The sequence below is a fragment of the Streptomyces sp. NPDC049813 genome, assembly GCF_044465085.1.
GTDB lineage: Bacteria > Actinomycetota > Actinomycetes > Streptomycetales > Streptomycetaceae > Streptomyces.
Window position 1 is genome coordinate 52470 of sequence record NZ_JBITLI010000003.1, and the last position, 21625, is coordinate 74094.

A 21625-nucleotide genomic window follows, 5' to 3' on the forward strand; every position below is an offset into this window, starting at 1 on the left:
TCCGCCGCCGTCGACCGGCCCGCTCACTCCGTGCCGACGGGCTCCGACGGCCCCGGCTCCACGAAGCTGTAGGGCGGGAGCGGGCCGTTGACCCTGAGTTCGACGTGCGCGTGCTCGCCGCGGGCCGTCTCGACCGCGGTGAGGAAGTGCTCGGCGGCCTTCCTGTCGACGAGGAACGAGAGGTTGGCGAGCCAGCCGGTGCTCTCCGGCGCGCTCGATACCGCCTCGGCGGCCGGTTCCAGGATCCGGCGCAGCGAGACGGCGTCCTGGGCCTCGCGGGCCTGCACCGCGGCCACCACCATCTCGCCGAGGCGCAGCTTCTCCTCGTGACTGCCGCCGCCCGCCCGCCGGTTGGCCTCGGTCACCGTGCGGATCTCGGCGTTCTCGGCCATCACCCGGTGCAGTACGGCCTCTTCGTCGTGCTGCGCCTTGACGTTGTACTCGACCTTGCCGTCGAGCGCCCGCAGCCGCTCGCGGTAGTGCTCGGCGCGCTCGTCCAGCACCGCCGCGACCGCGTCGTCGTCGGGGGCGAGGCTGCCGAACCGCATGGGCAGCACCGCGGCGTCCCCGCCCGCCTGCGCCAGTACGTTCTGGTGGGCGAGCAGGTCGCGCCGCTTGGGCCGCAGGCCGTCGGGGGCGTCGCTGACGACGGCGGCCAGGCCGCCGCCCCGCACGAGCCGGGTCCGGCGCGGCGGTTCGCCGATGCCCTCCATGCCGTCGGGCGGCGCGGAGTGGTCGGCGCTCACGATGCCGTAGATGTACGTACCGCTCATGCCCGCTCCTCCTTGCGGCGGCTCGGGGCGCGGCCCGTGCGCGACGTGTCCTGGGAGCCCCGGGAACCGGACCCGCCCAGCTCGCCCATGAGTTCCGGCAGTCCGGGGCTGCGGTTCGGGCCGGCCTCCAGGTCGAGCCGGTTGCAGGCCTCGGCGAAGCGGAGGTAGGTGTCGACGCTGGCGACGACGACGCGGATGTCGATCTTCAGGATCTCGATGCCGACCAGCGACACACGGACGAAAGCGTCGATGACGAGCCCCCGGTCCAGGACGAGTTCGAGTACGTCGTACAGGCCGCTGGTGCCGCCACCGCCGCCTGATTGCTGTGCAGGGACAACGGTCATGGAGAACTGTCCTCCTCGGTCTGTGGTGTGTTCGAGTCACCGCTCATCCCCCCGCCAAACCTCAACTCTCCTCATGTGTGCGGGAATTGTGGGTGACGAGGGGAGGCGGCGACGCGCCGGGGACCGAGGCGGGCGGTTCAGGGGGTGATGTTCTGCTCCACGAGCAGGGCGGCGCCGGCCGCGATGCTCGCCGCGTCGATGCCGGCGGCCCGCAGCTGCTCCTCGGGGGTGGCCGAGCCCGGCATCGGGCCGACGGCGAGCCGCACCAGGCGCGGGACGGGGGCACCGTCGTCGAAGGCCGCGGCGACGGCGTCCCCGAGACCGCCCTCCGCGTGGTGGTCCTCCACCGTCACCAGGCAGCCGGTCTCCTGGGCGGCCTGGCGCAGGGTGCTCCGGTCGACGGGCTTGACCGAGTACAGGTCGATGACCCGGACGGGGATGCCGGCGCCGGCCAACTCGTCGGCGGCGCGCAGCGCTTCGTGGACGGTGACGCCCGCAGCGACGAGCGTGAGACGGTCGTCGGGACCGGAGCGCAGCACCTTGCTGCCGCCCACCGGGAACGTCTCGTCGGGCGGGTAGATCACCGGCGTCCCGCCCCGTGACGTCCGCAGGTACCGGATGCCCGACAGGTCGGCCATGGCGGCGATGAGCTGCGCGGTCTGGTTGGCGTCGCACGGGTAGAGGACGGTCGAGCCGTGCACGGCGCGGAACATCGCGAGGTCCTCCAGGCCCATCTGGGACGGCCCGTCCTCGCCGATGGCGACACCCGCGTGCGAGCCGACCAGATTGAGCCCGGCGCCGCTGATCGCGGCCATCCGCACGAAGTCGTGCGCGCGGGTCAGGAACGCGGCGAACGTGGCGGCGTACGGCAGCCGGCCGCGGGCCGCCAGTCCGACACCGGTGGCGACGAGCTGCTGCTCGGCGATGTAGCACTCGAAGTACCGCTCGGGGTGCTCCTTGGCGAAGTACTCGGTGCGGGTGGAGTCGCCGACCTCGCCGTCGAGGGCGACGACGTCGCCGCGGGCGGTGCCGAGCGCGGTGAGGGCCTGTCCGTAGGCGTCGCGGGTGGCGACCTCTTCGCCGACCTCGAAGCGGGGCAGGTCGAGCCGGCCGCTGCGCACGGCGTGCAGGGAGCGCGCTGCGGGCGGCGGGGCGATCTCGACGCGCACGCCCCGGTCGCCGCCGAGTTCGGCGACGGCCTCGTCCGGCTCGGGCAGCGGCTTGCCGTGCAGTCCCTCCCGGTCCTCGGCGCTGGCGACGCCCTTGCCCTTGAGGGTGCGGGCGAGGATCGCGGTCGGCTGCCCGACGGTGTCGCGGGCCTCGGCGTACGCGCGGTCGATGGCCGCCACGTCGTGCCCGTCGATCTCGACGGTGTGCCAGCCGAACGCCTGGAAGCGGCGGGCGTACGCGTCGAGGTCGTGGCCGTGCCGGGTGGGTCCGCGCTGGCCGAGCCGGTTGACGTCGACGGTCACGGTGAGGTTGTCCAGGTGCTCGAACCCGGCGTGTTCGGCGGCCTCCCACACGGAGCCCTCGGCGAGTTCGCTGTCGCCGCACAGGACGTGCACGCGGTAGTCGACGCGGTCCAGGCGCTTGCCCGCCAGGGCGATGCCGACCGCGACCGGCAGCCCCTGGCCGAGCGAGCCGGTGGCCGTCTCCACCCAGGGCAGCCGGCGGGGCGTCGGGTGGCCTTCGAGGCGGCTGCCGAGCGTGCGGAAGGTCAGCAGTTCGGCGTCGTCGATGGCACCGGCCGCCTTGTACGCGGCGTAGAGGAGCGGGGACGCGTGGCCCTTGGAGAGGACGAACCGGTCGTTGCCGGGGTGGGCCGGGCGCGCGAAGTCGTAGCGGAAGTGGCGGGCGAGCAGGACGGCCAGCAGGTCGGCCGCGGACAGCGACGACGTGGGGTGACCGGAGCCGGCGGCGGCCGCCGCGCGGACCGCGTCGACCCTCAGCTGCTGGGCGAGGTCGTGCAGCTCCGTGTCGGTGGGGGTGGTCACGTGATGCCTCCTTCGGGCGGGCGCGGGCGGGCCCCGGTGCCGGGTCCGGCCCGCGGACGGGCGGGCCCGGCGCCGGTGAGCCTCACCCGCCGGTCGGCTCACGGCTCCCCGAACGCGCCGTGGGCGGGCTTCCCGCGTCCCCTCGATCGGCGACGGCCAAACGTCACGTGGACCCGTACGCGGGACTACGCGGCCCCGGTCGGCGGCGGTCCGGCGGGCATCGGCGGCACCTCGGGCGCGGCGGGCCCCGTGGGCCGCGCGGCGCGCCGCAGGACGTAGGCGGCGACACCCAGCACCGCCGCGACGATCAGGGCGGCGGCCCAGCCGGGCAGGCCGAGGGCGAGCACGAGGCCGAGCGCGAGGGCCAGCGCGGCGCCCGCGTAGAGCGCGGCCGCGCCCGCGGCGGCGTACAGCGTCGCGGTCCGCTTGCGCTTGCGCGCGCTCTCGCGCACCGCCTCGGTCAGCTCCGCCCGCAGCGTCTCCCGTACGGCCCGGGTCACCTGGCCGGTCAGCTCGTCGTTCAGTCGCTCGTCGATGCGTTCCATGGCGCCCGGATACCCGGGGCGCGCGCCGGTTAACAAGGGCGCCGCCCGGGCGAAGCGATCACGCGCGCGCGTCGGGTCAACTAGGCTCCCGCGTATGGAGATCCTGGGCACCACGCTGCGCATCTGCGTCGAGGATTTGGAGTCCTCGGTGACGTTCTACGAACAGCTCACGGGCAGCAGAGCGCTGCGCCACGAGCGCGGCGGGGTCTCGGTCGCCGCAGTCGGCTGCTTCCTCCTGATGAGCGGTCCCCGCCAGGAGCTGGACGTGCTGCGCAAGGTGACGGCCACGGTCGCGGTGCGCGACGTGGACGAGGCGCACGCGGTCCTGACGGCGTCCGGCGCGCAGGTCGTCGCGGGCCCGGTGCCGACCCCGGCGGGCCGCAACCTCATCGCCCTGCACCCCGACGGCTCGGTCTTCGAGTACGCGGACCGGCAGGCGCCCGCGCAGCCCTGAGCCGGTCCGCCGGTGCGGCGCACGTATCCTCGCCGGGGGGTACGGCGAAGGACGGTGCGCGTGACGGGCAGGCAGGCCGAGGCGGGAGCGGGACGGACGTCCCTGAGCGTGCGGGCGCGCGAGGAGGTCCGGCGGCGGATCGTCGAGCGCCGCTACCCGATGGGCGCGCGGCTCGTGGAGCGCGAGGTCGCCGAGGAGCTGAACATGTCCCGGGTGCCGGTGCGCGAGGCGCTGCGCGCGCTGGTCGCGGAGGGCCTGCTCGAACTGCTGCCGCACAGCGGTGTGCGGGTGCGGAGTCTGGAGCGGGACGACGTACGGCATCTGTACGAGGTGTGGGAGCCGCTGGCCGTGCAGGCCTCGCGGCTCGCGGCGCGTGCGGTGGCCGCCGCGCGGCCGGGGGAACCGGCGGGCCTCACGGCGCTGCGGGACCTCCTGGACCGCGCCGAGCGGGCCGCCGCCGCGGACGAGGGGCCGCGCGAGGTGGCGGCGCACACCGCCTTCCACGAGGAGGTGGTGGCCCTCGGCGGCAATCCGCTGCTGGCCCGCACGGTGGAGCAGGTGAGCTGGCAGTTGCAGCTCCTGTTCGGGATGCGGGAGGAGCCGGCCCACATGCGGGCGCAGCACGCGGAGATGGTCCGGCACATCGCGGCGGGGGACGAGGAGGCGGCCGCGGCGTGCACGCTGCTGCACGTCCGGGACAGCCGCGCGGTCGCCTGGAGGTCCCTCTTCGGCGACCCGGCCGGTCCGGCCGCGCCAGCATCCACTTTGTATACCGAACCTGCGTGACGTCGGGCAGAAGCACCGAGCAGTCGGCGTAAATCCTCTACACCTAGGGCAAACGACCGGCCGGGTCTTGCTGCGCTCCCCCGCTTGGTATACAAACTGTCGGGCCAGGCCACCTCCTCTCCCCCCACGGAGCCCCCATGTGCGTCGAGCCCGCCGAGCCCCCGTCCGGACGACTGACCCGCCGCGGGGTGCTCGCCGCCTCCGCGGCCCTCGCCGGCACCGCCACCGCGCTCGCCTCCGCCACGGCCCCGGCGGCCGCCGCGCCGACGGCGGCCCGTCCCGGCCGCGGCGGTGACCTCGTCGTCGCGGGCGGCACCCTCCTCGACCCCGCGACCGGTCAGGTGACGGAGGACGCCGTCGTCGTGATCCGCGAGGGCGTGGTGCGGGCGGCCGGTCCCCGCTCCCGGGTCGCCGTCCCCGACGGTCTGCCGCACCTGGACGCGCACGGCCGGTGGATGCTGCCGGGCCTGATCGACGCGCACATCCACCTCAACACCGCGGACGAGGCGCACACCGCCGTCCGGCAGGGCGCCACCAGCGCGCGCAGCGGCTCCACCAACTTCTACCAGGACATCGCCGTACGGGAGCTGGCCCGGCAGGTCCCCGAGCGGGCGCCGCGGCTGCGGGCCGCAGGCGTCTTCGTCACGCCCGACCTCGGCGACACCGTCCTCGCCGACCCGGACCTGACGCCGCTGGCCCGGCTCAAGGACGGCGTGCGGTCCGCCGAGGCCCTGCGCCGGGCCGTCCAGGTGAACCTGGCGCGCGGCGCCGACGTCGTGAAGACGCGGGTCAACGAGCGCGCGGGCCTGCCCGAGCAGGACCCGCTCGCGCAGGTGTACTCGCACGAGCAGCTGGCCGAGGTGGTGGCGGCGGCCCGGCGCGGCGGCAAGGGCGTGCTGTGCCACAGCTACAGCGAGCGCGGCTGCCACGACGCGGTCACCGCGGGCATCCGCTCCCTGGAGCACGGCGTCTTCGTCGCCGAACGCACCTTGCACGAGATGCGGCGCCGGGGCACGTACTTCACGCCCACCCTCACCGCGATCGCCTCTCTGGCCGACTCCGCCGACCCGGTGCTGGCCGAGCGCGGCCGCGCCTACCTGCCGGTCCTGAAGCGGGCGGTGCTGGCCGCGCACGAGCTGGGGGTGGGGCTGGCGGCCGGCACCGACTCGTCGGGCGGCGAGATCACCCCGATCGGCCGCGAGGTCGAGCTGATGCGCGCGGCGGGCCTGCCGGCGCTCGACGCGCTGCGCACCGCGACCACGGGCGCCGCGCGCCTGCTCGGCCTCACGGGCACGGCGGGCCGCCTGGCCCGCGGACACGCGGGCGACGTCCTGCTCGTGTCCGGCGACCCCCTGAAGGATGTCTCGGTGCTCAAGGCCCCCGCGCGCGTGGTGCGTTCGGGTCTCGTCCTCTGACCCGCCGCCCTTCCTCCGTCCCTCGCAGGAACTCCCCCGAACCGCAAGGAGCTTCGGTCATGACTCCTCCTCCCCTGTCCCGGCGCGGTGTCCTCGCGGGTGCCGCCTCACTCGGCGCGGCGCTCTCCCCGACGGCGGCGGCCACCGCCGAGGCCGCCCCGGCGGCCGGGCCCCGCGGGCACCGGCCCGAGAGGGCCGTGGTCTTCCGCGACGTCCGTCCCCTGGGTTCGCGGGACGCCGTGGACCTCACCGTCGTCGACGGCAGGATCAGCGACCGGCCCGCTCCGCGGGGCGCGAAGATCGTCGACGGCGGCGGACGGCTCGCCCTGCCCGCGCTCGTGGACGCGCACATCCACCCCGACAAGACCAGCTGGGGCGGCGACTGGGTGTCGCGCGCGCCGGCGAGCGGCATCGCCGAGTACTGCGCGCAGGACGTCGAGCTGTTCCGCACGCAGCAGCGGCCCGTCGGCGAACGCGCGTACGGCCTGATGGCGCACGCCGTGACCCGCGGCACCCGGGCGATGCGCGCGCACGCGGACGTGGCGCCGGCCTACGGGCTCGCCGGTGTCGAGGGGGTCGCCGAGGCGCGCAAGCGGCTCGCGGACGCGCTGGACGTGCAGATCGTGGCCTTCCCGCAGCACGGTGTGGTCCGCGCGCCCGGCACGGCCGACCTGCTGGAGGCCGCGGCCCGCGACGGCCTCGTCGACCTGATCGGCGGCATCGACCCGATCAGCTTCGACCACGCGCCGGACGAGCAGCTCGACCTGGTCTTCGGCCTCGCCGACCGGTACGGCGTCGGCCTCGACATCCATCTGCACGACCGTGACGCGAAGGGGACGAAGGTGCTGCGCGGCATCGTCGAACGCACCCGGGCGCTGTCGCTGCGCGGCAAGGTGACAATCAGTCACGTCTTCTGCCTGCCGTTCCTTTCGCCGTCCGAACTCGCCGACACGGCGCAGGACCTGGCGGAGCTCGACATCGCCCTGACGACGGTCGCGCCGAACGAGTCACTGGTCCTGCCGGTCGCCGAACTGACCCGGCACGGGGTGCGGGTCGGGCTCGGTTCGGACGGGGTGCGCGACGCGTGGAGCCCGTTCGGCGACGCGGACATGCTGCACCGCGCGCACCTGCTCGGCTGGATCACCGACGTGCGCCTCGACGACGAGCTGACCGCCTGCTACACGGTGGGCGCGCACGGCTCCGCCGACGTGCTGGGGCTGCCCCGGGCCGACCTGACGCCCGGTTCGCCGGCCGACTTCGTCCTCGTCCGCGGCGAGTGCGTGCCGCAGGTGGTGGTCGACCGGCCGCAGCGCGACATGGTCGTCCACGCCGGACGGGTCGTGGCCCGCGCGGGCGAGCTCGTCTGACGGCGCGGGGCCCCGCGCCCGGCCTCCGGCCCCTCAGCCGGTCGCGGCGGGGTCCGCGGCGGGGGGCCGGCGGCGGAAGTCGTAGAGGGCGGGCAGCGGCTCGCCCGGTGCCACCCGCGCCCAGATCTCGCCCAGGATCTCCGCCCCCTCCTGGAGATCCGCCACCTCGAACCCGGCCTCCATCACATCGCGCGCCGCCGCCGCCTCGCCCTCCGCCAGCAGCAGGTGGACCTCCAGGAGCCGGAACCTGCCCCGCGCCCGCGTGGCCGCGGGGAGCCGCTCCCAGACGCCGCGGGCGTCGGCGGCCCGCTCCACCATGAGCAGCGCCTCGATCGCCTCGCGGCCCAGCGCGGCCGTCGCGGCCGTCCACCGCTCACCGTCGTCCCGGCGCTCCGCGCACAGGTCGTCGAAGGCGGCTAGGTGCCGGTCCGCGGCCCGCTCCACGTGTCCCTCGGTCGCGTCGGCCACCGCCAGGCAGCGCAGGAACGGCCAGTCGGAGACGGCGAGTTCGAGCCCGCGCTCCCAGCTGCGCACCGCCTGCGCCCGGTCTCCCGCGTGCCACTGCGCGACGCCCAGGTGGTACTCGGTGAGCGGGCGGGCCGGCGCCGTCTCCAGCATGTCCCGCCAGGCCGGGGCGGTCGGGCCGGGTCCCGGCACGCCGACCCGGCGCGGCTCGGGGAAGGCGCCGGACTCCAGCAGCTCCCGCCACGGCGCCTGCGCCTCGCCGAGCGTCGACTCGTCGAACGGCGTACCGGGCAGCTTCAGCCCGGCCCGCAGCAGTTCCAGCGCGCCCCACCCGGAGCCCACGGCGAGCCGCTGCCCCGGCTCGGTGTCGGCGTGCGGCAGCCACGCCTCGTACGCCGCCTCGACGTCGGCGCGCGGCAGCGCCCGCTCCAGCCGTCCCTCGACCTCGCCGACGGCCGCGCCCCACTCCCCCGCGGAGTGGACCGTCCCGGCGTCCGCCGTCAGCGGCCCGTACGCCTCCAGCCAGCTCAGCTCGCCCTGCGCCTCCAGGCGTACGTGCTCCAGCTGGGTGCGGGCGAGGCCCGCCTGGATCTCCGCGTAGCCGCCGGTGCCGGGCTCGGTCAGCCACTCCTGCCAGCGCCGCCCGCCCGGCCCGCTGCCCCACACGAAGAGCTTGCGGCCGCGCAGCAGGTCGGTCGAGGTCTGGACGAGCCCCTGCCCGTCGGCGTCGAGGGCGGCTATCCAGCGGCGCCGCCCGTCCTCGATCTCGTAGAAGTAGTCGGCGGAGAACTCGCTGTTCAGCGGGGAGGTGCGGTCGGCTCCGTCGAAGGCGGGCACGGGGACGCGGCGCAGGGCCCGCTCGTAGCCGTAGTGCCAGGCCTCGTCGGCGGGCGCGAGGACACGGCGCTCCTCGGGCACCGCGATGTTCGACCACCAGTAGACCGGGGCGGGCTTCTCGTGCGGGTTGCGGACGCGGGCGCCCACGTAGAGGAAGTCGGAGCCGTCGGGCAGCCACAGGTCGACCTGGAACGGCAGGTCGCGCAGGCGCTCCCACTCCCACAGGCGCAGCATCTGCGTGCCGTCGGGCGCGGTGACGCGGGCGGCGTGCAGCGGCGCGCAGGAGAGGGTGGAGTGGCCGGTGGCGCCGATGTTCCACTCGATGCCGCCGGAGAACCAGGCCCCGTTCAGGGCGAAGGCGGCGGGCTGGAACACCGGGTTGCGGTAGAGGAGTTCGCGTCCCGTCGGCTTGTGGAACAGGGACGCGACGCGGCCGCCGAGTCCGGGCAGCACCGTCGCCCGCAGCCGGTCGTTCTCGATCACGATCGTGTCGAGGTCGACCGGCGCCCGGTCCCGCCCGTACCCGTCGCGCAGCAGCTCAGGAAGGACGCTGCGCAGGGGCATGAAGCCGAGCTGGCGGGCCATGTCGCGCGGCAGCCGGGCCGCCGCGCGCTCGTCGATCTCGTGCACCGCGTCCAGGGGCCGCAGCGGGGGCAGCGGGTTCGACGGACCCAGCGCCACGCCCGGCAGGGTCAGTACCGCACGCCGTACGACCGTCATGACTGCCTCCCGATGCCAGGGGGCGCGGCCCGCCCCCGATGACCATCGAACAGGGTCGGCGGCGAGCTGACCAGGGGCCGCCGTGGTCAGGATTGCGCAAAGGCGGCCACGACGAGGTCGGTGAGCAGGGCGCCGGCGGTGCCGTCGGGGTCGAGATCGGGGTCGTAAATGGTGACGTTCATCCCGACGCAGCGCGGCGAGGCGAGCAACGGCCGCAGCAGGGCGAGCAGTTCGTCGGGCAGCAGGCCGTCCGGGTCGGGGCTGTCGACGGCCGGCATCACGGCCGGGTCGAGGACGTCGGCGTCGAGATGCACCCAGAACCCGTCGAGCACCGGGACCTCGAAGCTGCGCACGGAGCCGCGGACGACCTCGTCGACGCCCCAGGTGCGCAGCTCGCCGACGCTCACGTTCGGGATCTTCAGGGCGGCGAGTTCGGCGCGATCGTCGGCGTAGGCGTCGCGCCCGCCGAAGAGCCGGACGTCCTCGTCGCGCAGGTAGGGCCGCAGCCCCTCGATGTCGGTGAGGTCGTCCTGGCCGCGGCCGGTGCCGAGGGCCAGCTCCTCGCCGCCGGCCGCGCCGACGGCCGCGGAGTTCCCGGGGTGGCGGAAGTCGGCCGAGGCGTCGACCGCCGCGAGGCCGAAGCGGCCGATGCGGCGCAGCGCGAGGGCCGCGCCGAGCTGGATCGAGCAGTCCCCGCCGAGCACGAGCGGGAACTCCCCGGCCCGCACGTGCCGCTCGATGCGGTCGGCCAGCTTCACGGTGTACGCGGCGAGAGCGGCGGCGTTGAACACCCCGTCCCCCTCCCGCCAGTCGCCCCGGTCGTAGCGCGGCGGGACGACGACCCCGCCCTCGAAGGCGCCGAGCCTGCGCACGATGCCGTGCTCCCGCAGCGCGCCGGCGAGTTTGTAGACACCGGGCACGGTGCCGGGCGCGGGCGGGCGCAGGCCCAGGTTGGACGGGGCGTCCACGGCGACGATATTGCGCATGCCAGGCATCCTCACCGACGTAGGGTGGCTCTTTCAACCGTCCGGGCGGCGCCGCCGCGATCCGAGGAGCACCACGCACCATGGCCGAGAGCCACACCTACCGCGTCATCGTCCGCGCCACCTTCGAGGGCCTCACCGACGCCGTGCGCGAGCGGCTGCTCGCCGAGGTCGCCGAGCACGAGGGCATCGCGGGGATGCGGTTCGCCCCGGAGGGCTCCCTCGCGTACGACCGCACGCTCAAGCACTTCTCGATGCGCTACGTCGTCGAGTCCGACCCGGGTGACGGGGACGAGATGGCGGCCGCGCTCGCCGAGGAGCGCGCCGAGGCGTACCTGCGGGAGCAGGGGCTCGGCCACGGCGAGCTGCGCTCGACGGTGACCGACATGGACACCATGAAGATCAACCGGAAGCCGGGGCGGTAGGCGCCGCCGCCGGGTCCGCGGCCATCTCGGTGGTGAGTGCCCAGCGTTCGTGGTCGCGCCAGGCGCCGTCGACGAAGAGGAAGTCCGGGGAGAAGCCCTCCCGGCGGAACCCGGCGCGGCGGGCGAGAGCGAGCGAAGCGGTGTTGCCGGGCTGCACGTTGATCTCCAGGCGGTGCAGGCCGAGCGGCCCGAAGGCGTGCCGGACGACGAGGCCGAGCGCCTCGGTCATCAGGCCGCGGCCTGCGGCGTGCGCGAAGGCGCCGTAGCCGAGGGCCCCGCAGCGGAAGGCGCCCTGGACGATGTTGTTGATGTTGACGAATCCGGCGAGGGCGCCACTCGCCCGCTCGCACACCAGGAGGCCGCGCTTCGCGGGGTCCTCGATGAGGTTCGCCGCGTAGGTGGCGAAGGTGTCCGGGCGCAGCGGCGGGAAGAGCCAGGGGTGGTGCAGGTCCTGGCTCTCGCGGGCCCGCGCGGTGAACTCGTCGGCGTCCGCGAGGGTGAGCGGGCGCAGGACGACGCGGGCTCCTGCGGCGAGGGGTCCGGGAAGGTGGGCGGCCATCGGGCCACCCTATGCGGGCCGCGGGGGCCGGCCGCGGGCCGCCCTCACTTACGGCGTCTCGCCACGAAGTAGCCGCCGCAGATGGCGCCGATGACGGCGACCGCGGCGAGCGCCGCCCACAGCGGCATGGTGACCTCGGGCACCAGGAGCCTGATCTTCACGCGCCGGGTGTTCTCGAAGATGAAGACCAGGGCGAGCACGGCCAGGACCAGGACCGCGATCCTGGCCGGCGTGAACGCGCCGGACTTCGCGGAGTCCGCGCTGTCCTTGGGACTCATCGGTGGGCCCTTCCGTCGTGCCTGCGGCGGCCGTGGCCGCCTCCCCGCCCAGCATGGGCGGGAAGGCGGCGTCCGCGCAGCGGCCGGGGGCCGTACGGGTGACGCGGCCGCTCCGGTCCGGCGAGGGGCAGCCGCACGCTGCCTGTGTCGCCCCCGTTCGGCCGCGGCTCCGGTGGGGGCTGGTCGCGCAGTTCCCCGCGCCCCTGAAGGCATGCGGCTTCGCCGCAGCCTCAGGGGCGCGTTCCTGCGCCGCCGATGAGAGCGCACGCCGTGCGCATCTCAGGGGCGCGGGGAACTGCGCGACCAGCCCCCACCGGGCCCGCGCCGGGCGGGTCAGCGTAGGGGTGGGGCGTCCAGGGTCAGGGTCAGGGCGGCCGTGTCCAGACGGGCCCCCACCCCGAGCGGCAGTGTCAGCGCCCCGTCCCCGTGCCCGAACCCGAATTCCTCCACCACGGGCACCCCGAGCCCACCCAACCGGTCGACCACAAGCGCCCGCACCGGCTCACACTCGGCCCAGGACCCGAGCAGGATCCCCGCCACCCCCTCGAACCACCCGGCCCGCAGCAACTGCGTCAGGTACCGGTCGAGGCGGTACGTCTCCTCCCCCACGTCCTCCAGACAGAGCAGCCCCCCGCGCGCGGAGGCCCGCGCGTACGGCGTCCCGAGATCGGCGGCGAGCAGCGAGAGGCAGCCGCCGAGGGTGGTGCCGCGCGCGACCCCGGGCACGAGCACCCCGGCCCCGGGCACCGCGGAGATCACCCGCACGGTCTCGGGCGCGAACAGCGTGGCCCGCAGATGGTCCTGGGCCCGCGCGTGCTTGAGGAAGTCCGCCGCGGCGACCATCGGCCCGTGCAGGGTGCTGACGCCGAGGCGGACGGCGAACGCCTCGTGCAGCGCGGTGATGTCGCTGTACCCGACGAACGCCTTGGGCCGCGCGGCCCGCATCGCCGTCCAGTCGAGCAGGTCGACCATGCGCTGGGCGCCGTACCCGCCCCGGGCGCACAGCACGGCGTCGATCGCGGGGTCGCACCAGGCGCGCTCCAGATCGGCGGCGCGGTCCGCGTCGGTGCCCGCGAGGTAGTCGAAGTCGCCGTGCACGTCCAGGACGTGCGGGGCGACGACGGGGTCCAGGTCCCAGCCGCGCAGCAGGTCGAGCCCGGCCTGGAGCCGGTCCTCGGGCACCGGCCCGCTCGGCGCGACGACGGCGACCCGGGCGCCGGGGGTCAGCCGCGCCGGCCGGACCAGGGACGTCACTTGGTGAGCTCCAGGGTGGGCAGGCCGGTCGGGTGCAGGCCGAACACCTGGGCGTACAGGGAGAGTTCGGCCTCCAGGGCGCGGACCATGGTGTCCGCCCTGCGGAAGCCGTGGCCCTCGCCCTCGAAGGCGATGTACGCGTGCGGGACGCGCCGGCCCTGGCTCTCCACCCGCGCGAGGAACCGCTCGCACTGGGCGGGCGGGCAGATCACGTCGTCCAGCCCCTGGAGGAGCAGGAAGGGCACGGTGAGCCGGTCGGCGTGCTCGACCGGGGAGCGCTCGACGTACCGCGCGGGCACCTCGGCGAGCGGCCCCACCAGCGTCTCCAGGTACTGCGATTCGAAGTCGTGGGTCTCCCCGCTGCCCCAGGCGGTGAGGTCGAGGATGGGGTAGATGACGGTGCCGCAGGCGTAGATGTCCGTGCTGGTCAGGGAGGCCGCGCTGGTCCAGCCGCCGGCGCTGCCGCCGCGGATGGCGAGCCGGTCCCGGTCGGCGGTGCCCTCGGCGGCGAGGGCGAGGGCGACCGCCGCGCAGTCCTCCACGTCGACGACGCCCCACTGCTCGCGCAGCCGGTTGCGGTACTCCCTCCCGTACCCCGTCGAGCCGCCGTAGTTGACCTCGGCGACGCCGATGCCGCGGGAGGTGAAGTAGGCGATCTCCAGGTCGAGGACGAGCGGTGAGTGACCCGTCGGGCCGCCGTGGGCCCATACGACGAAGGGCGGCAGCTCCTCGCCGGGCGCGACGTGCGTGGGGCTGTGCGGCGGGTAGATGTGGGCGTGCACGGAGCGGCCGTCGGGCCCCTCGAAGGTGCGGATCTGCGGCTCGGGGTAGTACGCCGGGTCGACGGGGTCGCGGTGCGCGGCGCCGATCACCCGGGTGCGTCCGGTGCAGGTGTCGAGCTCGACGACCTCGGCCGCGGTGCGCGGGCTCGCGGCGACGCCGACGACGCGGGTGCCGTGCACGGCGAGGGAGGAGGACCACTCGGTCCAGGGCCCGGCGGTGTCGACGACCTCGCCGGTCTCCGGGTCGAGCACGCCGAGCGCGGTGGCGCCGACGCCGTGCACGACGGCGATCAGGCCCGCCTCCAGCGGCTTGAACCAGCTCAGGCCGATCTTCCACAGCGGCCCGCCGAACTCCTCCTCACGGGGGCACAGCGGCCGGGCGGGGCCGAACTCCGCACCGCTCGCGCGCGGCGCGTCCAGCCGGTACAGGTTCCACCAGCCGGTGGCGTCGCCCGCGTACAGCAGCGCCCCGTCGGGGGCCCACTCGACCTGGCAGACGGACTCCTCGGGGCCGCCGGCCACGCCTCGCGCGGGGCCGAACGTGCCGTCCGCGAGGACGTCCGCCACCAGCAGCTCGGTACCGTCCCAGGGCATGCGCGGGTGGTCCCAGGCGAGCCAGGCGGCCCGCCGGCCGTCCGGGGAGAGCCGGGCGCCGGTGACGAACCGGTGGCGGTCGTCGGTGAGTTCGCGCACCGCGCCCCGGTCGTCGGCCGCCGAGCCGTCGAGCGGGACGGCCGCGACCACGCGCCGCACGTCGGTCGGCCCGTCCCCGGTGAACTCCTCCAGGACGCACCACAGTTCGCCGCGGTCCAGGTGGAGCTGCGGGTCGGCCCAGCGCAGGCCGTCGCCGACGGCGCAGAGCGGGGTGAGCGGGCGCGGCGCGGCGCCGGGCGCGTCGGGCTCGTACGCGTACAGCCGCTGGTCGGCGAAGTTCACGAAGACCAGCAGCGGGCCCTCGGGGCGCTCGGCGCCGGCCCAGGGGCGGCCGCCGTACTCGATGACGCGGCTGCGCACGTTCCACGGCGCGGGCAGTACGGAGTGCTCCGTGCCGTCGGGCAGGCGCCGCACCAGGGCGCGGCGGCCCGCCTCCGCGGGCCGCGGCTCGGTCCACCAGGGTTCGTCACCCACGAACCCCGCGTACTCCGGTCTGCCGTCGTGCGCCGCGGCCAGCGCGGCGTCGATCGGCGACGGCCAGGAGCCGTAGCCCAGCGTCTGCACCATGTCGTCCCCGCCCCCCATTTACCTCAGGCCCTCCATATTCTTCGCGTCCTCTCCGTTTTCCTAGTACGTCGCCGATGTAGGGGCCGGGCCTATGCCGAGCGCAAGAACCGATCGAGTACGCGCACCCCGAAGTGGAGCGCCTCCACCGGCACCCGCTCGTCGACCCCGTGGAACAGCGCCTGGTAGTCGAAGCCCTCGGGGAGCTTGAGCGGGGCGAAGCCGTACCCGGTGACGCCGAGGCGGGAGAACTGCTTGGCGTCCGTGCCGCCCGACATGCAGAAGGGGATCGTGTGCCCCTCGGGGGCGAACCGCTCGACGGCCGCCCGCATCTTGGCGAAGGTGGGCGAGTCGACCGGCGCCTGGAGCGCGACCTCGCGGTGGACGAACTCCCAGTCGACGTCCGGTCCGCTCAGCGCGTCGAGCGCGGCGCGGAACTCGTCCTCGGCGCCCGGCAGGAAGCGGCCGTCGACGTGCGCGGTGGCCTCCCCGGGGATCACGTTGACCTTGTAACCGGCGGACAGCATCGTCGGGTTGGCGCTGTTGCGCACGGTCGCCTCGACGAGGGCGGCCGCCGGTCCGAGCCGGGTGAGCAGCGCGTCGACGTCGAGGTCGGCCGCGTGCACGTCGGTGTCGATGCCGTACAGGGCCGCGAGTTCCGCCAGGGCCGCGCGCACGGTGGGCGTGAGGCGGATCGGCCAGCTGTGCTCGCCGATGCGCTGCACCGCGGCGGCGAGCCGCGTCACCGCGTTCCTCGGGTTGACCTTGGAGCCGTGGCCCGCCTTGCCGTGCGCGGTGAGCTTGAGCCAGCCGGTGCCGCGCTCGCCCGCGCCGATCGGGTAGATCTGCTTGCCCGCGCCGTCGTGGAAGGTGTACGCGCCGGACTCGCTGATGCCCTCGGTGCACCCCTCGAAGAGGTCGGCGTGCCGGTCGGCGAGGAACCCGGCGCCGTCCTCGGCGCTCGCCTCCTCGTCGGCGGTGAAGGCGAGGACGATGTCGCGCCGCGGCCGGAACCCGACGCGGGCCCACTGCCGGACGGTCGCGAGGATCATCGCGTCCATGTTCTTCATGTCGACGGCGCCGCGGCCCCAGACGACGCCGTCGCGGACCTCGCCGGAGAAGGGGTGCACGCTCCAGTCGGCGGCCTCGGCCGGCACGACGTCCAGGTGGCCGTGGACCAGCAGGGCGTCGGCGGTGGGGTCGGTGCCGGGGATGCGCGCCACCACGTTGCCCCGGCCGGGGGTGCGCTCCAGGATCGTCGGCTCCAGGCCCGCCTCGGAGAGCAGGGCCGCCGCGTACTCGGCGGCGGGGCGCTCCTTGCAGTCGCCGCCGCCGCGGTTGGTCGTGTCGATCCGGATCAGCTCGGAGGTGAAGGTGACGACTTCGTCGAGCGCCTGCTCGTCGACGGTCGGAAGGTGCTGCTCAGCCATACTGCTCCTCCACCGCGGCCGAGGCGATCGTGGTGACCGCCTTGAAGGTGCGGATGCCTTCGTACATGGTCTCGTGCGTGTACGCGATCCTACGCTCGCCGGTCCGCTCGACCCCGGGCACGACGGTCGCCGCCATGGCGAGGTGCTCGGCGTCGAACTCGACCTCCACCGTGTACGGGCCGGTCGCCACCGGCTCGTACCGCACGGCGAGCGAGGCGGCGTCCCGGGCGGCGGCCCTGATGTCGGCGGCCGTGCGCGCGGGGGTGCGGCAGACCGCCGCGTACCGGGACACGTGGTCCTTGACGGCGACCTTGCGGGCCTCGGGGGCGTAGCCGAGGGCGTCGTCGCAGGCGTGGTCGTCGCCGGTGACGAGGACGACGGGGACGCCGTACTCGGCCACCACGCGGGCGTTGAGCAGGCCCTCGCTCGCCCGGGCCTCGTTCACCCAGACGCCGGTGATCTGGTTGGCCAGGTAGGTGTGGGCGAGGACGCCCTCCATGCCGGCGCCCGCGTGGTAGCCGACGAAGGCGATGCCGTCGACGTCGCCGTGCTGGACGCCCTCCACCATGGAGAGCGACTTGTGCCGGCCGGTGAGCATCTGGACGCGGTCGTCGAGGCGCTCCAGGAGGAGGTTGCGCATCGTCCAGTGCGCCTCGTTGACGAGCACCTCGTCGGCGCCGCCGTCGAAGAAGCCGAGCGCCGCCGCGTTCACGTCCGAGGTGAACATCGCGCGGCAGCGCTCCCACTGCGGCGTGCCGGGGAGGACGTCCGCGGGCCAGGTCACACCGGTCGCGCCCTCCATGTCGGCGCTGATGAGGATCTTCATGTCCGCACCGTACGCGGCGGCGGGCGCCCCTCACCAGACCTGTGGATAACTCTCAGTTGTGTAGACCAATGCCGGTCGGTGCCGGACCCGGGCGGGCGCGTTCCCGCTCGTCAGCGCGGTGCGGGCGGCCGGGCGGCCGGCATGCGCACCAGTGCGTCGAGCAGTGCCCCGGGCCAACAGGCGTAGTCGTGGCCGCCGTTGAACCCGTCGAGGGTGATGCGCCGGCCTGCCGGGCGCAGGGCGTCGTACAGCGCGCGGCTGTAGCCGGCCATGGGTCCTTCGTGCACTCCGACGTCGAGGTGCACGGTGAGGTCGTGCGGCGCGTCGCGCGCGTACCGCTGGACCAGCCAGGGCACGCCGACGACGGGCGTCTGGGCACGCCGCCCGGGGACAGCTCCGGGTGCCACCACAGGGACGGCGACTGGGCGAGCACGTTGCCGAACCGTTCGGCCCGCACCAGCCCCGCGTACAGGGCGGTGAGGCCGCCGAGGCTCTGCCCGGCGACGACGGTGCGGCGCGGGTCGGTGGTGAGCGGCCCGCGGCCCACGGCAGGACGTCGTCGGCGAGGAAGGCGACGCAGGAGTCGCGGGCGCTCATCTCGCGCCAGCCGGGTAGGACCGTCGACGGAGTCGGGGGCGAGGACGATCAGGGGCGGCAGCGCGCCGTCGGCGATCAGCGTGTCCAGGGAGTCCTGGAGGCCCATGCCGTCCAGCCACATGTCGCCGTCGCCGAGGACGACCACGGGCGGCTCCCGGTGGCCGTGGCCGGGCGGCAGGTAGACCCAGACGTCGCGGGTGGCGCCGAGGGCGGGGCTGTGCACGGCGTGCCGCTCGACGGTTCCGCGGGCCGCCCCACGCGCGGGGCGCGCCCACGGCTGTCCGGGCGCGTCGGGCAGCGCGAAGACGGAGCAGTCGGGGCCGCCCCAACCGGAGGGGGCCTGAGCCAACTTGCGTCCGGCGCTGCCGTCAGGCGGTCAGTCCTCGTGGCCCAGTTGCAGGTCCCGCTCCGTGCGGCCGCCGCCGGCGACCTGGAGGACCGTCGCCACCGGCGGGTAGCCCGCCGCGATCACGGTGTACTCGCCGGACGACAGGTCGACGAAGCGGAACGTGCCGTCCGGCCCCGTCGTCAGCGTGTCCACCACGTTGCCCGCGGCGTCCAGGAGCGTGACCCGCGCCTCCTCGACGGGGCGCCCGCCCCCGGCCCGCACGGTGCCGCGCAGCACCGCGCCGCCGGCCAGCTCCACGTCCTGGCGGGTCTCGCGGGCGGCCATCACCGTCACCGGCAGGGCCGCCGGGCGGAACGCGGGCGCGCTGGCCGCGAGCGTGTACTCGCCGGCCACCAGCTCCGTGATGACGTAACCGCCCTCCCGCCCGCTGCGGGTGGCCGAGACGACCTCGCCGTGCACGTTGGTCAGCGTGACGATCGCGTCCCGCACCGGGGTGCCGTCGGCGGTGAGGACCGAGCCCGCGAGGCGCCCCGCGCCGCCGAGCACCACGTCGAGGTCGACCGGGCGCTCCCCCACCGTGACCGTCACGGCCTGCGGCTGGTGGCCGCCGGCCGCCGCGATCAGGACGTAGCTGCCGGCGCCGGGCGTGGAGAGCGCGTACCGGCCGTCGTCGCCGCTGGCGCCGCGGCCGATCTGGGTGCCGCCGACGTCGATGAGGGTGAGCGCGGCGCGGGGTACGGCGGTGCCGTCGGAGTGCTGCACCGTGCCGCAGACCGGGACTCCGGCGGCGTACGGGAGGCGCTCCTGGGCGGGCACGGCGGGGGTGACGGGCTGCTCCGCGGGGACGGTGCTGGACAACAGAGGAGTCTCCTTGATGAAGAAGGCGAAGAGCAGGCCCAGGACGAGGACCGGCACCAAGTAGAGGAAGATGCGGGGCATCGCGTCCGCGTACGCCTGGATGTAGGGCGCGCGCAGCGCCTCGGGCATCGCGTGCACGAGCTGCGGGGTGATGGACTCGGCGCCGGGTCCCGCGCCCGGTCCCGCGGCCGTGGCGGGCAGCCGGTCGGCGAGGGCGTCGGTGAGCCGGTTCGCGAAGAGCGTGCCGAAGACGGCGGCGCCGACGCTGCCGCCGATCTGCCGGAAGTAGTTGTTGGCGCTGGTGGCCGTGCCGAGGTCGCCGGGGCGCACGGAGTTCTGCACGGCGAGCACGAGCACCGGCATGATCAGTCCGATGCCGGCGCCGAGGACCGCCATGTAGACGCTGTACTCCAGGCGCGGGGTGTCGACCTCCAGGCGGGACAGCAGGTACATGCCGACGGTGGAGAGGGCGCCGCCGAGGATCGGGTAGAGCTTGTAGCGGCCGGTGCGGCTGATGAGCTGGCCGGAGATGATCGAGGCGCCGACGACGCCGCCCATCATGGGGAGCATGAGGAGCCCGGACTCGGTGGCGGAGGCGCCGTCGACCATCTGCAGGAAGGTCGGCAGGTAGCTGGCCGCGCCGAACAGCGCGACGCCGACGACCATGCCGACGAACCCGCTGAGGTTGAAGACGGAGTCGCGGAACAGCCGCAGCGGGATCAGCGGTTCGGCGGCGAACCGCTCGGCGACCACGAAGAGCGCCGCCGAGACCACGGCCCCGGCGCCGAGGCCGAGGATGACGCGGTCGCCCCACGCGTACTCCGTCCCGCCCCAACTGGTCAGCAGCACCAGGCAGGTGGAGGCGGAGGCGAGCAACAGGGCGCCCGGTACGTCGAGTCGCGGCTTCTTGGTGGGCTTGGGGAGCTTCAGGACGACGGCCGTGACGGCGAGGGTGAGCAGGCCGAACGGGACGTTGAAGTAGAAGCACCAGCGCCAGGAGAGGTGGTCGGTGAAGTAGCCGCCGAGCAGCGGCCCCGCGACGGAGGCGAGGCCGAACGCGGCGCCGATCAGGCCCATGTAGCGGCCGCGTTCGCGGGGCGGCACGATGTCGCCGATGATGGCCTGCACGCCGATCATGAGGCCGCCGGCGCCGACGCCCTGGACGGCGCGGAACACGATGAGCTGGTCCATGCTCTGGGCCCGCCCGGCGAGGGCGGAGCCGATGACGAAGACCACGATCGCGAACTGGAAGATGCCCTTGCGGCCGAAGAGGTCGCCGAGCTTGCCGTAGATCGGCAGGCCGATGGTGGAGGTCAGCAGGTAGGCGGTGATCGCCCAGGACATCTTGTCGAGGCCGTGCAGCTCACCGACGATCTTCGGGAGCGCGGTGGCGACGATCATCTGCTCCAGCGCGGCGAGCAGCAGCGCGAGCATCAGACCGACGAAGACCATCCGGACGCGGCGCGGGCTGAGCGCCTCGCCGGGCAACTGCTGTTCCGTGCCGCCCGGTTGTGCCGCTTGCGGTACCGGAGCGGTGTCCGGAGCCGACCGCGCGACCGCCTCCCGCTCCCGCACGGGTTCGGTCACCAGCGTCGTCGTGCCCACGTACTGCTCCCCTCGTCGCCCTTGCGCCGCCCATTTCTCGCATTACGCGACAACGGGGGGCAAGCGCGACGGGGCGCACGTCAGAGGGGCGCGGACGACGAATGCGCCGGTAGGAGCCCTACGGCGTACAACGGAGGCGGAATGAAAACCACTCGAAACGGTGAGCGGCAGATCGGTGTTCGCTCCGGGGCGGGGCAGGACGGGAGCCCCCTGTCACGGCGGGGCCGCGCGTCACTTCTCCACTTCGGCGGCGAGGTTGGCGAGCACGCCGTCGTAGATGCGCCCGAGGCCCTTGGGCGCGAAGGTCTTCTCGAAGAACCCGCCGATACCGCCCGCCCCGTTCCAGACGCTCGTGACGGTGACGCGCGAGCGGTCCTCCCCCGCGGGGGTCACGCGCCAGGTCGTGACCATCGAGGAGTTGCGGTCCTTCTCGACGAGTTCGCCGTCGGTGGGCTCGCTCACGTCGAGCAGGCAGTCCCGGATGCGCTTGCTGGTCGCCTGGAGCTTCCAGTGGACGAGGGTGCCCTCGCCGTCGCCGCCCTCGCGGACCTCGTACTCGCTGAAGTGCTCGGTCAGCACCTTCTGACGCGTGCCGTTGTAGTCGGCGAGGGCGTCGAAGACGTCGTCCGGCTTCGCGGCGACGACACGTTCCGTGGTGGCCTCGACCTGCGCCATGGCTTTCCTCCAGCACTTGGTTCCTGTGGGCCCGCCAAGCCAACCACCCCCCGCTCGGCCGCCAAAATCGGGGTCCCGGTCCGGGC

Annotated in this window: 19 protein-coding genes and 2 pseudogenes; 5 read left to right on the forward strand and 16 right to left on the reverse strand. The window is 74.7% G+C overall.

Going from position 1 to position 21625, the window contains the following annotated elements:
• Positions 1 to 23: 23 nt before the first annotated feature.
• From ACIBW6_RS07780 to ACIBW6_RS07795, 4 genes and pseudogenes are all read right to left on the reverse strand, one after another.
• Complete coding sequence (locus tag ACIBW6_RS07780; RefSeq protein WP_399057820.1) at positions 24 to 773, reverse strand: GvpL/GvpF family gas vesicle protein; 750 nt, start codon at positions 771 to 773, stop codon at positions 24 to 26.
• Between the two features lie 26 nt (positions 774 to 799).
• Positions 800 to 1117 (reverse strand): annotated as a pseudogene (gvpJ, locus tag ACIBW6_RS07785) (gas vesicle protein GvpJ); the annotation flags it as partial.
• 137 nt (positions 1118 to 1254) lie between these two features.
• Positions 1255 to 3111, reverse strand: coding sequence for a transketolase (locus tag ACIBW6_RS07790; protein ID WP_399057822.1), 1857 nt, complete (start codon positions 3109 to 3111; stop codon positions 1255 to 1257).
• Between the two features lie 185 nt (positions 3112 to 3296).
• Entirely contained in the window at positions 3297 to 3656 is a 360-nt protein-coding gene (locus ACIBW6_RS07795) for a phage holin family protein (protein ID WP_399057824.1), read from the reverse strand.
• Positions 3657 to 3750: 94 nt separating this feature from the next.
• Here ACIBW6_RS07795 and ACIBW6_RS07800 point away from each other — a divergent pair, with 94 nt between their 5' ends.
• The 4 genes from ACIBW6_RS07800 to ACIBW6_RS07815 all read left to right on the forward strand — a co-directional run bounded on the left by ACIBW6_RS07800 (position 3751) and on the right by ACIBW6_RS07815 (position 7678).
• The gene (locus ACIBW6_RS07800; protein ID WP_399057826.1) at positions 3751 to 4110 is read left to right on the forward strand and encodes a VOC family protein; all 360 of its coding nucleotides are present in this window, start codon (positions 3751 to 3753) and stop codon (positions 4108 to 4110) included.
• Between the two features lie 60 nt (positions 4111 to 4170).
• A complete protein-coding gene (locus ACIBW6_RS07805; protein WP_399057828.1) occupies positions 4171 to 4896 on the forward strand; it encodes a GntR family transcriptional regulator in 726 nt (241 codons plus the stop codon).
• Positions 4897 to 5033: 137 nt separating this feature from the next.
• Positions 5034 to 6311 (forward strand): amidohydrolase family protein, encoded by a 1278-nt coding sequence (locus tag ACIBW6_RS07810; RefSeq protein WP_399057830.1) that lies wholly within the window; start codon positions 5034 to 5036, stop codon positions 6309 to 6311.
• Between the two features lie 59 nt (positions 6312 to 6370).
• Positions 6371 to 7678 (forward strand): amidohydrolase, encoded by a 1308-nt coding sequence (locus ACIBW6_RS07815; RefSeq protein WP_399057832.1) that lies wholly within the window; start codon positions 6371 to 6373, stop codon positions 7676 to 7678.
• A 33-nt stretch (positions 7679 to 7711) separates the two neighbouring features.
• Here the strand turns inward: ACIBW6_RS07815 and ACIBW6_RS07820 are convergent, their stop codons facing one another.
• Positions 7712 to 9700, reverse strand: coding sequence for a DUF5107 domain-containing protein (locus ACIBW6_RS07820; protein WP_399057834.1), 1989 nt, complete (start codon positions 9698 to 9700; stop codon positions 7712 to 7714).
• An 86-nt stretch (positions 9701 to 9786) separates the two neighbouring features.
• Positions 9787 to 10686 (reverse strand): arginase family protein, encoded by a 900-nt coding sequence (locus ACIBW6_RS07825; RefSeq protein WP_399057836.1) that lies wholly within the window; start codon positions 10684 to 10686, stop codon positions 9787 to 9789.
• An 80-nt stretch (positions 10687 to 10766) separates the two neighbouring features.
• Here ACIBW6_RS07825 and ACIBW6_RS07830 point away from each other — a divergent pair, with 80 nt between their 5' ends.
• Positions 10767 to 11108 (forward strand): DUF6204 family protein, encoded by a 342-nt coding sequence (locus ACIBW6_RS07830; protein WP_399057838.1) that lies wholly within the window; start codon positions 10767 to 10769, stop codon positions 11106 to 11108.
• On the opposite strand, the gene ACIBW6_RS07835 is transcribed toward ACIBW6_RS07830, so the two are convergent.
• From ACIBW6_RS07835 to ACIBW6_RS07880, 10 genes and pseudogenes are all read right to left on the reverse strand, one after another.
• Positions 11086 to 11667: a GNAT family N-acetyltransferase gene (locus ACIBW6_RS07835; RefSeq protein WP_399057840.1), complete on the reverse strand. Its 582-nt coding sequence runs from the start codon at positions 11665 to 11667 to the stop codon at positions 11086 to 11088. The two genes, ACIBW6_RS07830 and ACIBW6_RS07835, sit on opposite strands and share 23 nt — an antisense overlap.
• 44 nt (positions 11668 to 11711) lie before the next feature.
• A complete protein-coding gene (locus tag ACIBW6_RS07840) occupies positions 11712 to 11945 on the reverse strand; it encodes a DUF1049 domain-containing protein (RefSeq protein WP_399057842.1) in 234 nt (77 codons plus the stop codon).
• A 333-nt stretch (positions 11946 to 12278) separates the two neighbouring features.
• Complete coding sequence (locus ACIBW6_RS07845; RefSeq protein WP_399057844.1) at positions 12279 to 13199, reverse strand: LD-carboxypeptidase; 921 nt, start codon at positions 13197 to 13199, stop codon at positions 12279 to 12281.
• Positions 13196 to 15202: a prolyl oligopeptidase family serine peptidase gene (locus ACIBW6_RS07850; RefSeq protein WP_399057846.1), complete on the reverse strand. Its 2007-nt coding sequence runs from the start codon at positions 15200 to 15202 to the stop codon at positions 13196 to 13198. The genes ACIBW6_RS07845 and ACIBW6_RS07850 overlap by 4 nt, the downstream gene beginning before the upstream one ends.
• 89 nt (positions 15203 to 15291) lie before the next feature.
• Positions 15292 to 16629, reverse strand: coding sequence for a M20/M25/M40 family metallo-hydrolase (locus ACIBW6_RS07855; RefSeq protein ID WP_399057848.1), 1338 nt, complete (start codon positions 16627 to 16629; stop codon positions 15292 to 15294).
• Positions 16622 to 17455, reverse strand: a complete 834-nt coding sequence (locus ACIBW6_RS07860; RefSeq protein WP_399057849.1) for a M55 family metallopeptidase — start codon at positions 17453 to 17455, stop codon at positions 16622 to 16624. Before ACIBW6_RS07860 ends, ACIBW6_RS07855 begins: the two co-directional genes overlap by 8 nt.
• Positions 17456 to 17565: 110 nt before the next feature.
• The gene (locus ACIBW6_RS07865) at positions 17566 to 17862 is read right to left on the reverse strand and encodes a hypothetical protein (protein ID WP_399058822.1); all 297 of its coding nucleotides are present in this window, start codon (positions 17860 to 17862) and stop codon (positions 17566 to 17568) included.
• Between the two features lie 47 nt (positions 17863 to 17909).
• Positions 17910 to 18275, reverse strand: a pseudogene (locus ACIBW6_RS07870) (alpha/beta hydrolase); the annotation flags it as partial.
• Positions 18276 to 18428: 153 nt separating this feature from the next.
• Positions 18429 to 20864: an MFS transporter gene (locus ACIBW6_RS07875; protein ID WP_399057851.1), complete on the reverse strand. Its 2436-nt coding sequence runs from the start codon at positions 20862 to 20864 to the stop codon at positions 18429 to 18431.
• A gap of 231 nt (positions 20865 to 21095) precedes the next feature.
• On the reverse strand, positions 21096 to 21539 hold the full coding sequence (locus ACIBW6_RS07880) for an SRPBCC family protein (protein WP_399057853.1): 444 nt from the start codon (positions 21537 to 21539) through the stop codon (positions 21096 to 21098).
• Between the last annotated feature and the right edge of the window lie 86 nt (positions 21540 to 21625).

Excerpts from the sequence above, each read along its gene's own strand:
- ACIBW6_RS07780 (WP_399057820.1), bottom strand. The coding sequence starts at position 773 with ATGAGCGGTACGTACATCTACGGCATCGTGAGCGCCGACCACTCCGCG.
- ACIBW6_RS07795 (WP_399057824.1), bottom strand. The coding sequence starts at position 3,656 with ATGGAACGCATCGACGAGCGACTGAACGACGAGCTGACCGGCCAGGTG.
- ACIBW6_RS07800 (WP_399057826.1), top strand. The coding sequence starts at position 3,751 with ATGGAGATCCTGGGCACCACGCTGCGCATCTGCGTCGAGGATTTGGAG.
- ACIBW6_RS07810 (WP_399057830.1), top strand. The coding sequence starts at position 5,034 with ATGTGCGTCGAGCCCGCCGAGCCCCCGTCCGGACGACTGACCCGCCGC.
- ACIBW6_RS07815 (WP_399057832.1), top strand. The coding sequence starts at position 6,371 with ATGACTCCTCCTCCCCTGTCCCGGCGCGGTGTCCTCGCGGGTGCCGCC.
- ACIBW6_RS07820 (WP_399057834.1), bottom strand. The coding sequence starts at position 9,700 with ATGACGGTCGTACGGCGTGCGGTACTGACCCTGCCGGGCGTGGCGCTG.
- ACIBW6_RS07825 (WP_399057836.1), bottom strand. The coding sequence starts at position 10,686 with ATGCGCAATATCGTCGCCGTGGACGCCCCGTCCAACCTGGGCCTGCGC.
- ACIBW6_RS07830 (WP_399057838.1), top strand. The coding sequence starts at position 10,767 with ATGGCCGAGAGCCACACCTACCGCGTCATCGTCCGCGCCACCTTCGAG.
- ACIBW6_RS07835 (WP_399057840.1), bottom strand. The coding sequence starts at position 11,667 with ATGGCCGCCCACCTTCCCGGACCCCTCGCCGCAGGAGCCCGCGTCGTC.
- ACIBW6_RS07840 (WP_399057842.1), bottom strand. The coding sequence starts at position 11,945 with ATGAGTCCCAAGGACAGCGCGGACTCCGCGAAGTCCGGCGCGTTCACG.
- ACIBW6_RS07850 (WP_399057846.1), bottom strand. The coding sequence starts at position 15,202 with ATGGTGCAGACGCTGGGCTACGGCTCCTGGCCGTCGCCGATCGACGCC.
- ACIBW6_RS07855 (WP_399057848.1), bottom strand. The coding sequence starts at position 16,629 with ATGGCTGAGCAGCACCTTCCGACCGTCGACGAGCAGGCGCTCGACGAA.
- ACIBW6_RS07860 (WP_399057849.1), bottom strand. The coding sequence starts at position 17,455 with ATGAAGATCCTCATCAGCGCCGACATGGAGGGCGCGACCGGTGTGACC.
- ACIBW6_RS07880 (WP_399057853.1), bottom strand. The coding sequence starts at position 21,539 with ATGGCGCAGGTCGAGGCCACCACGGAACGTGTCGTCGCCGCGAAGCCG.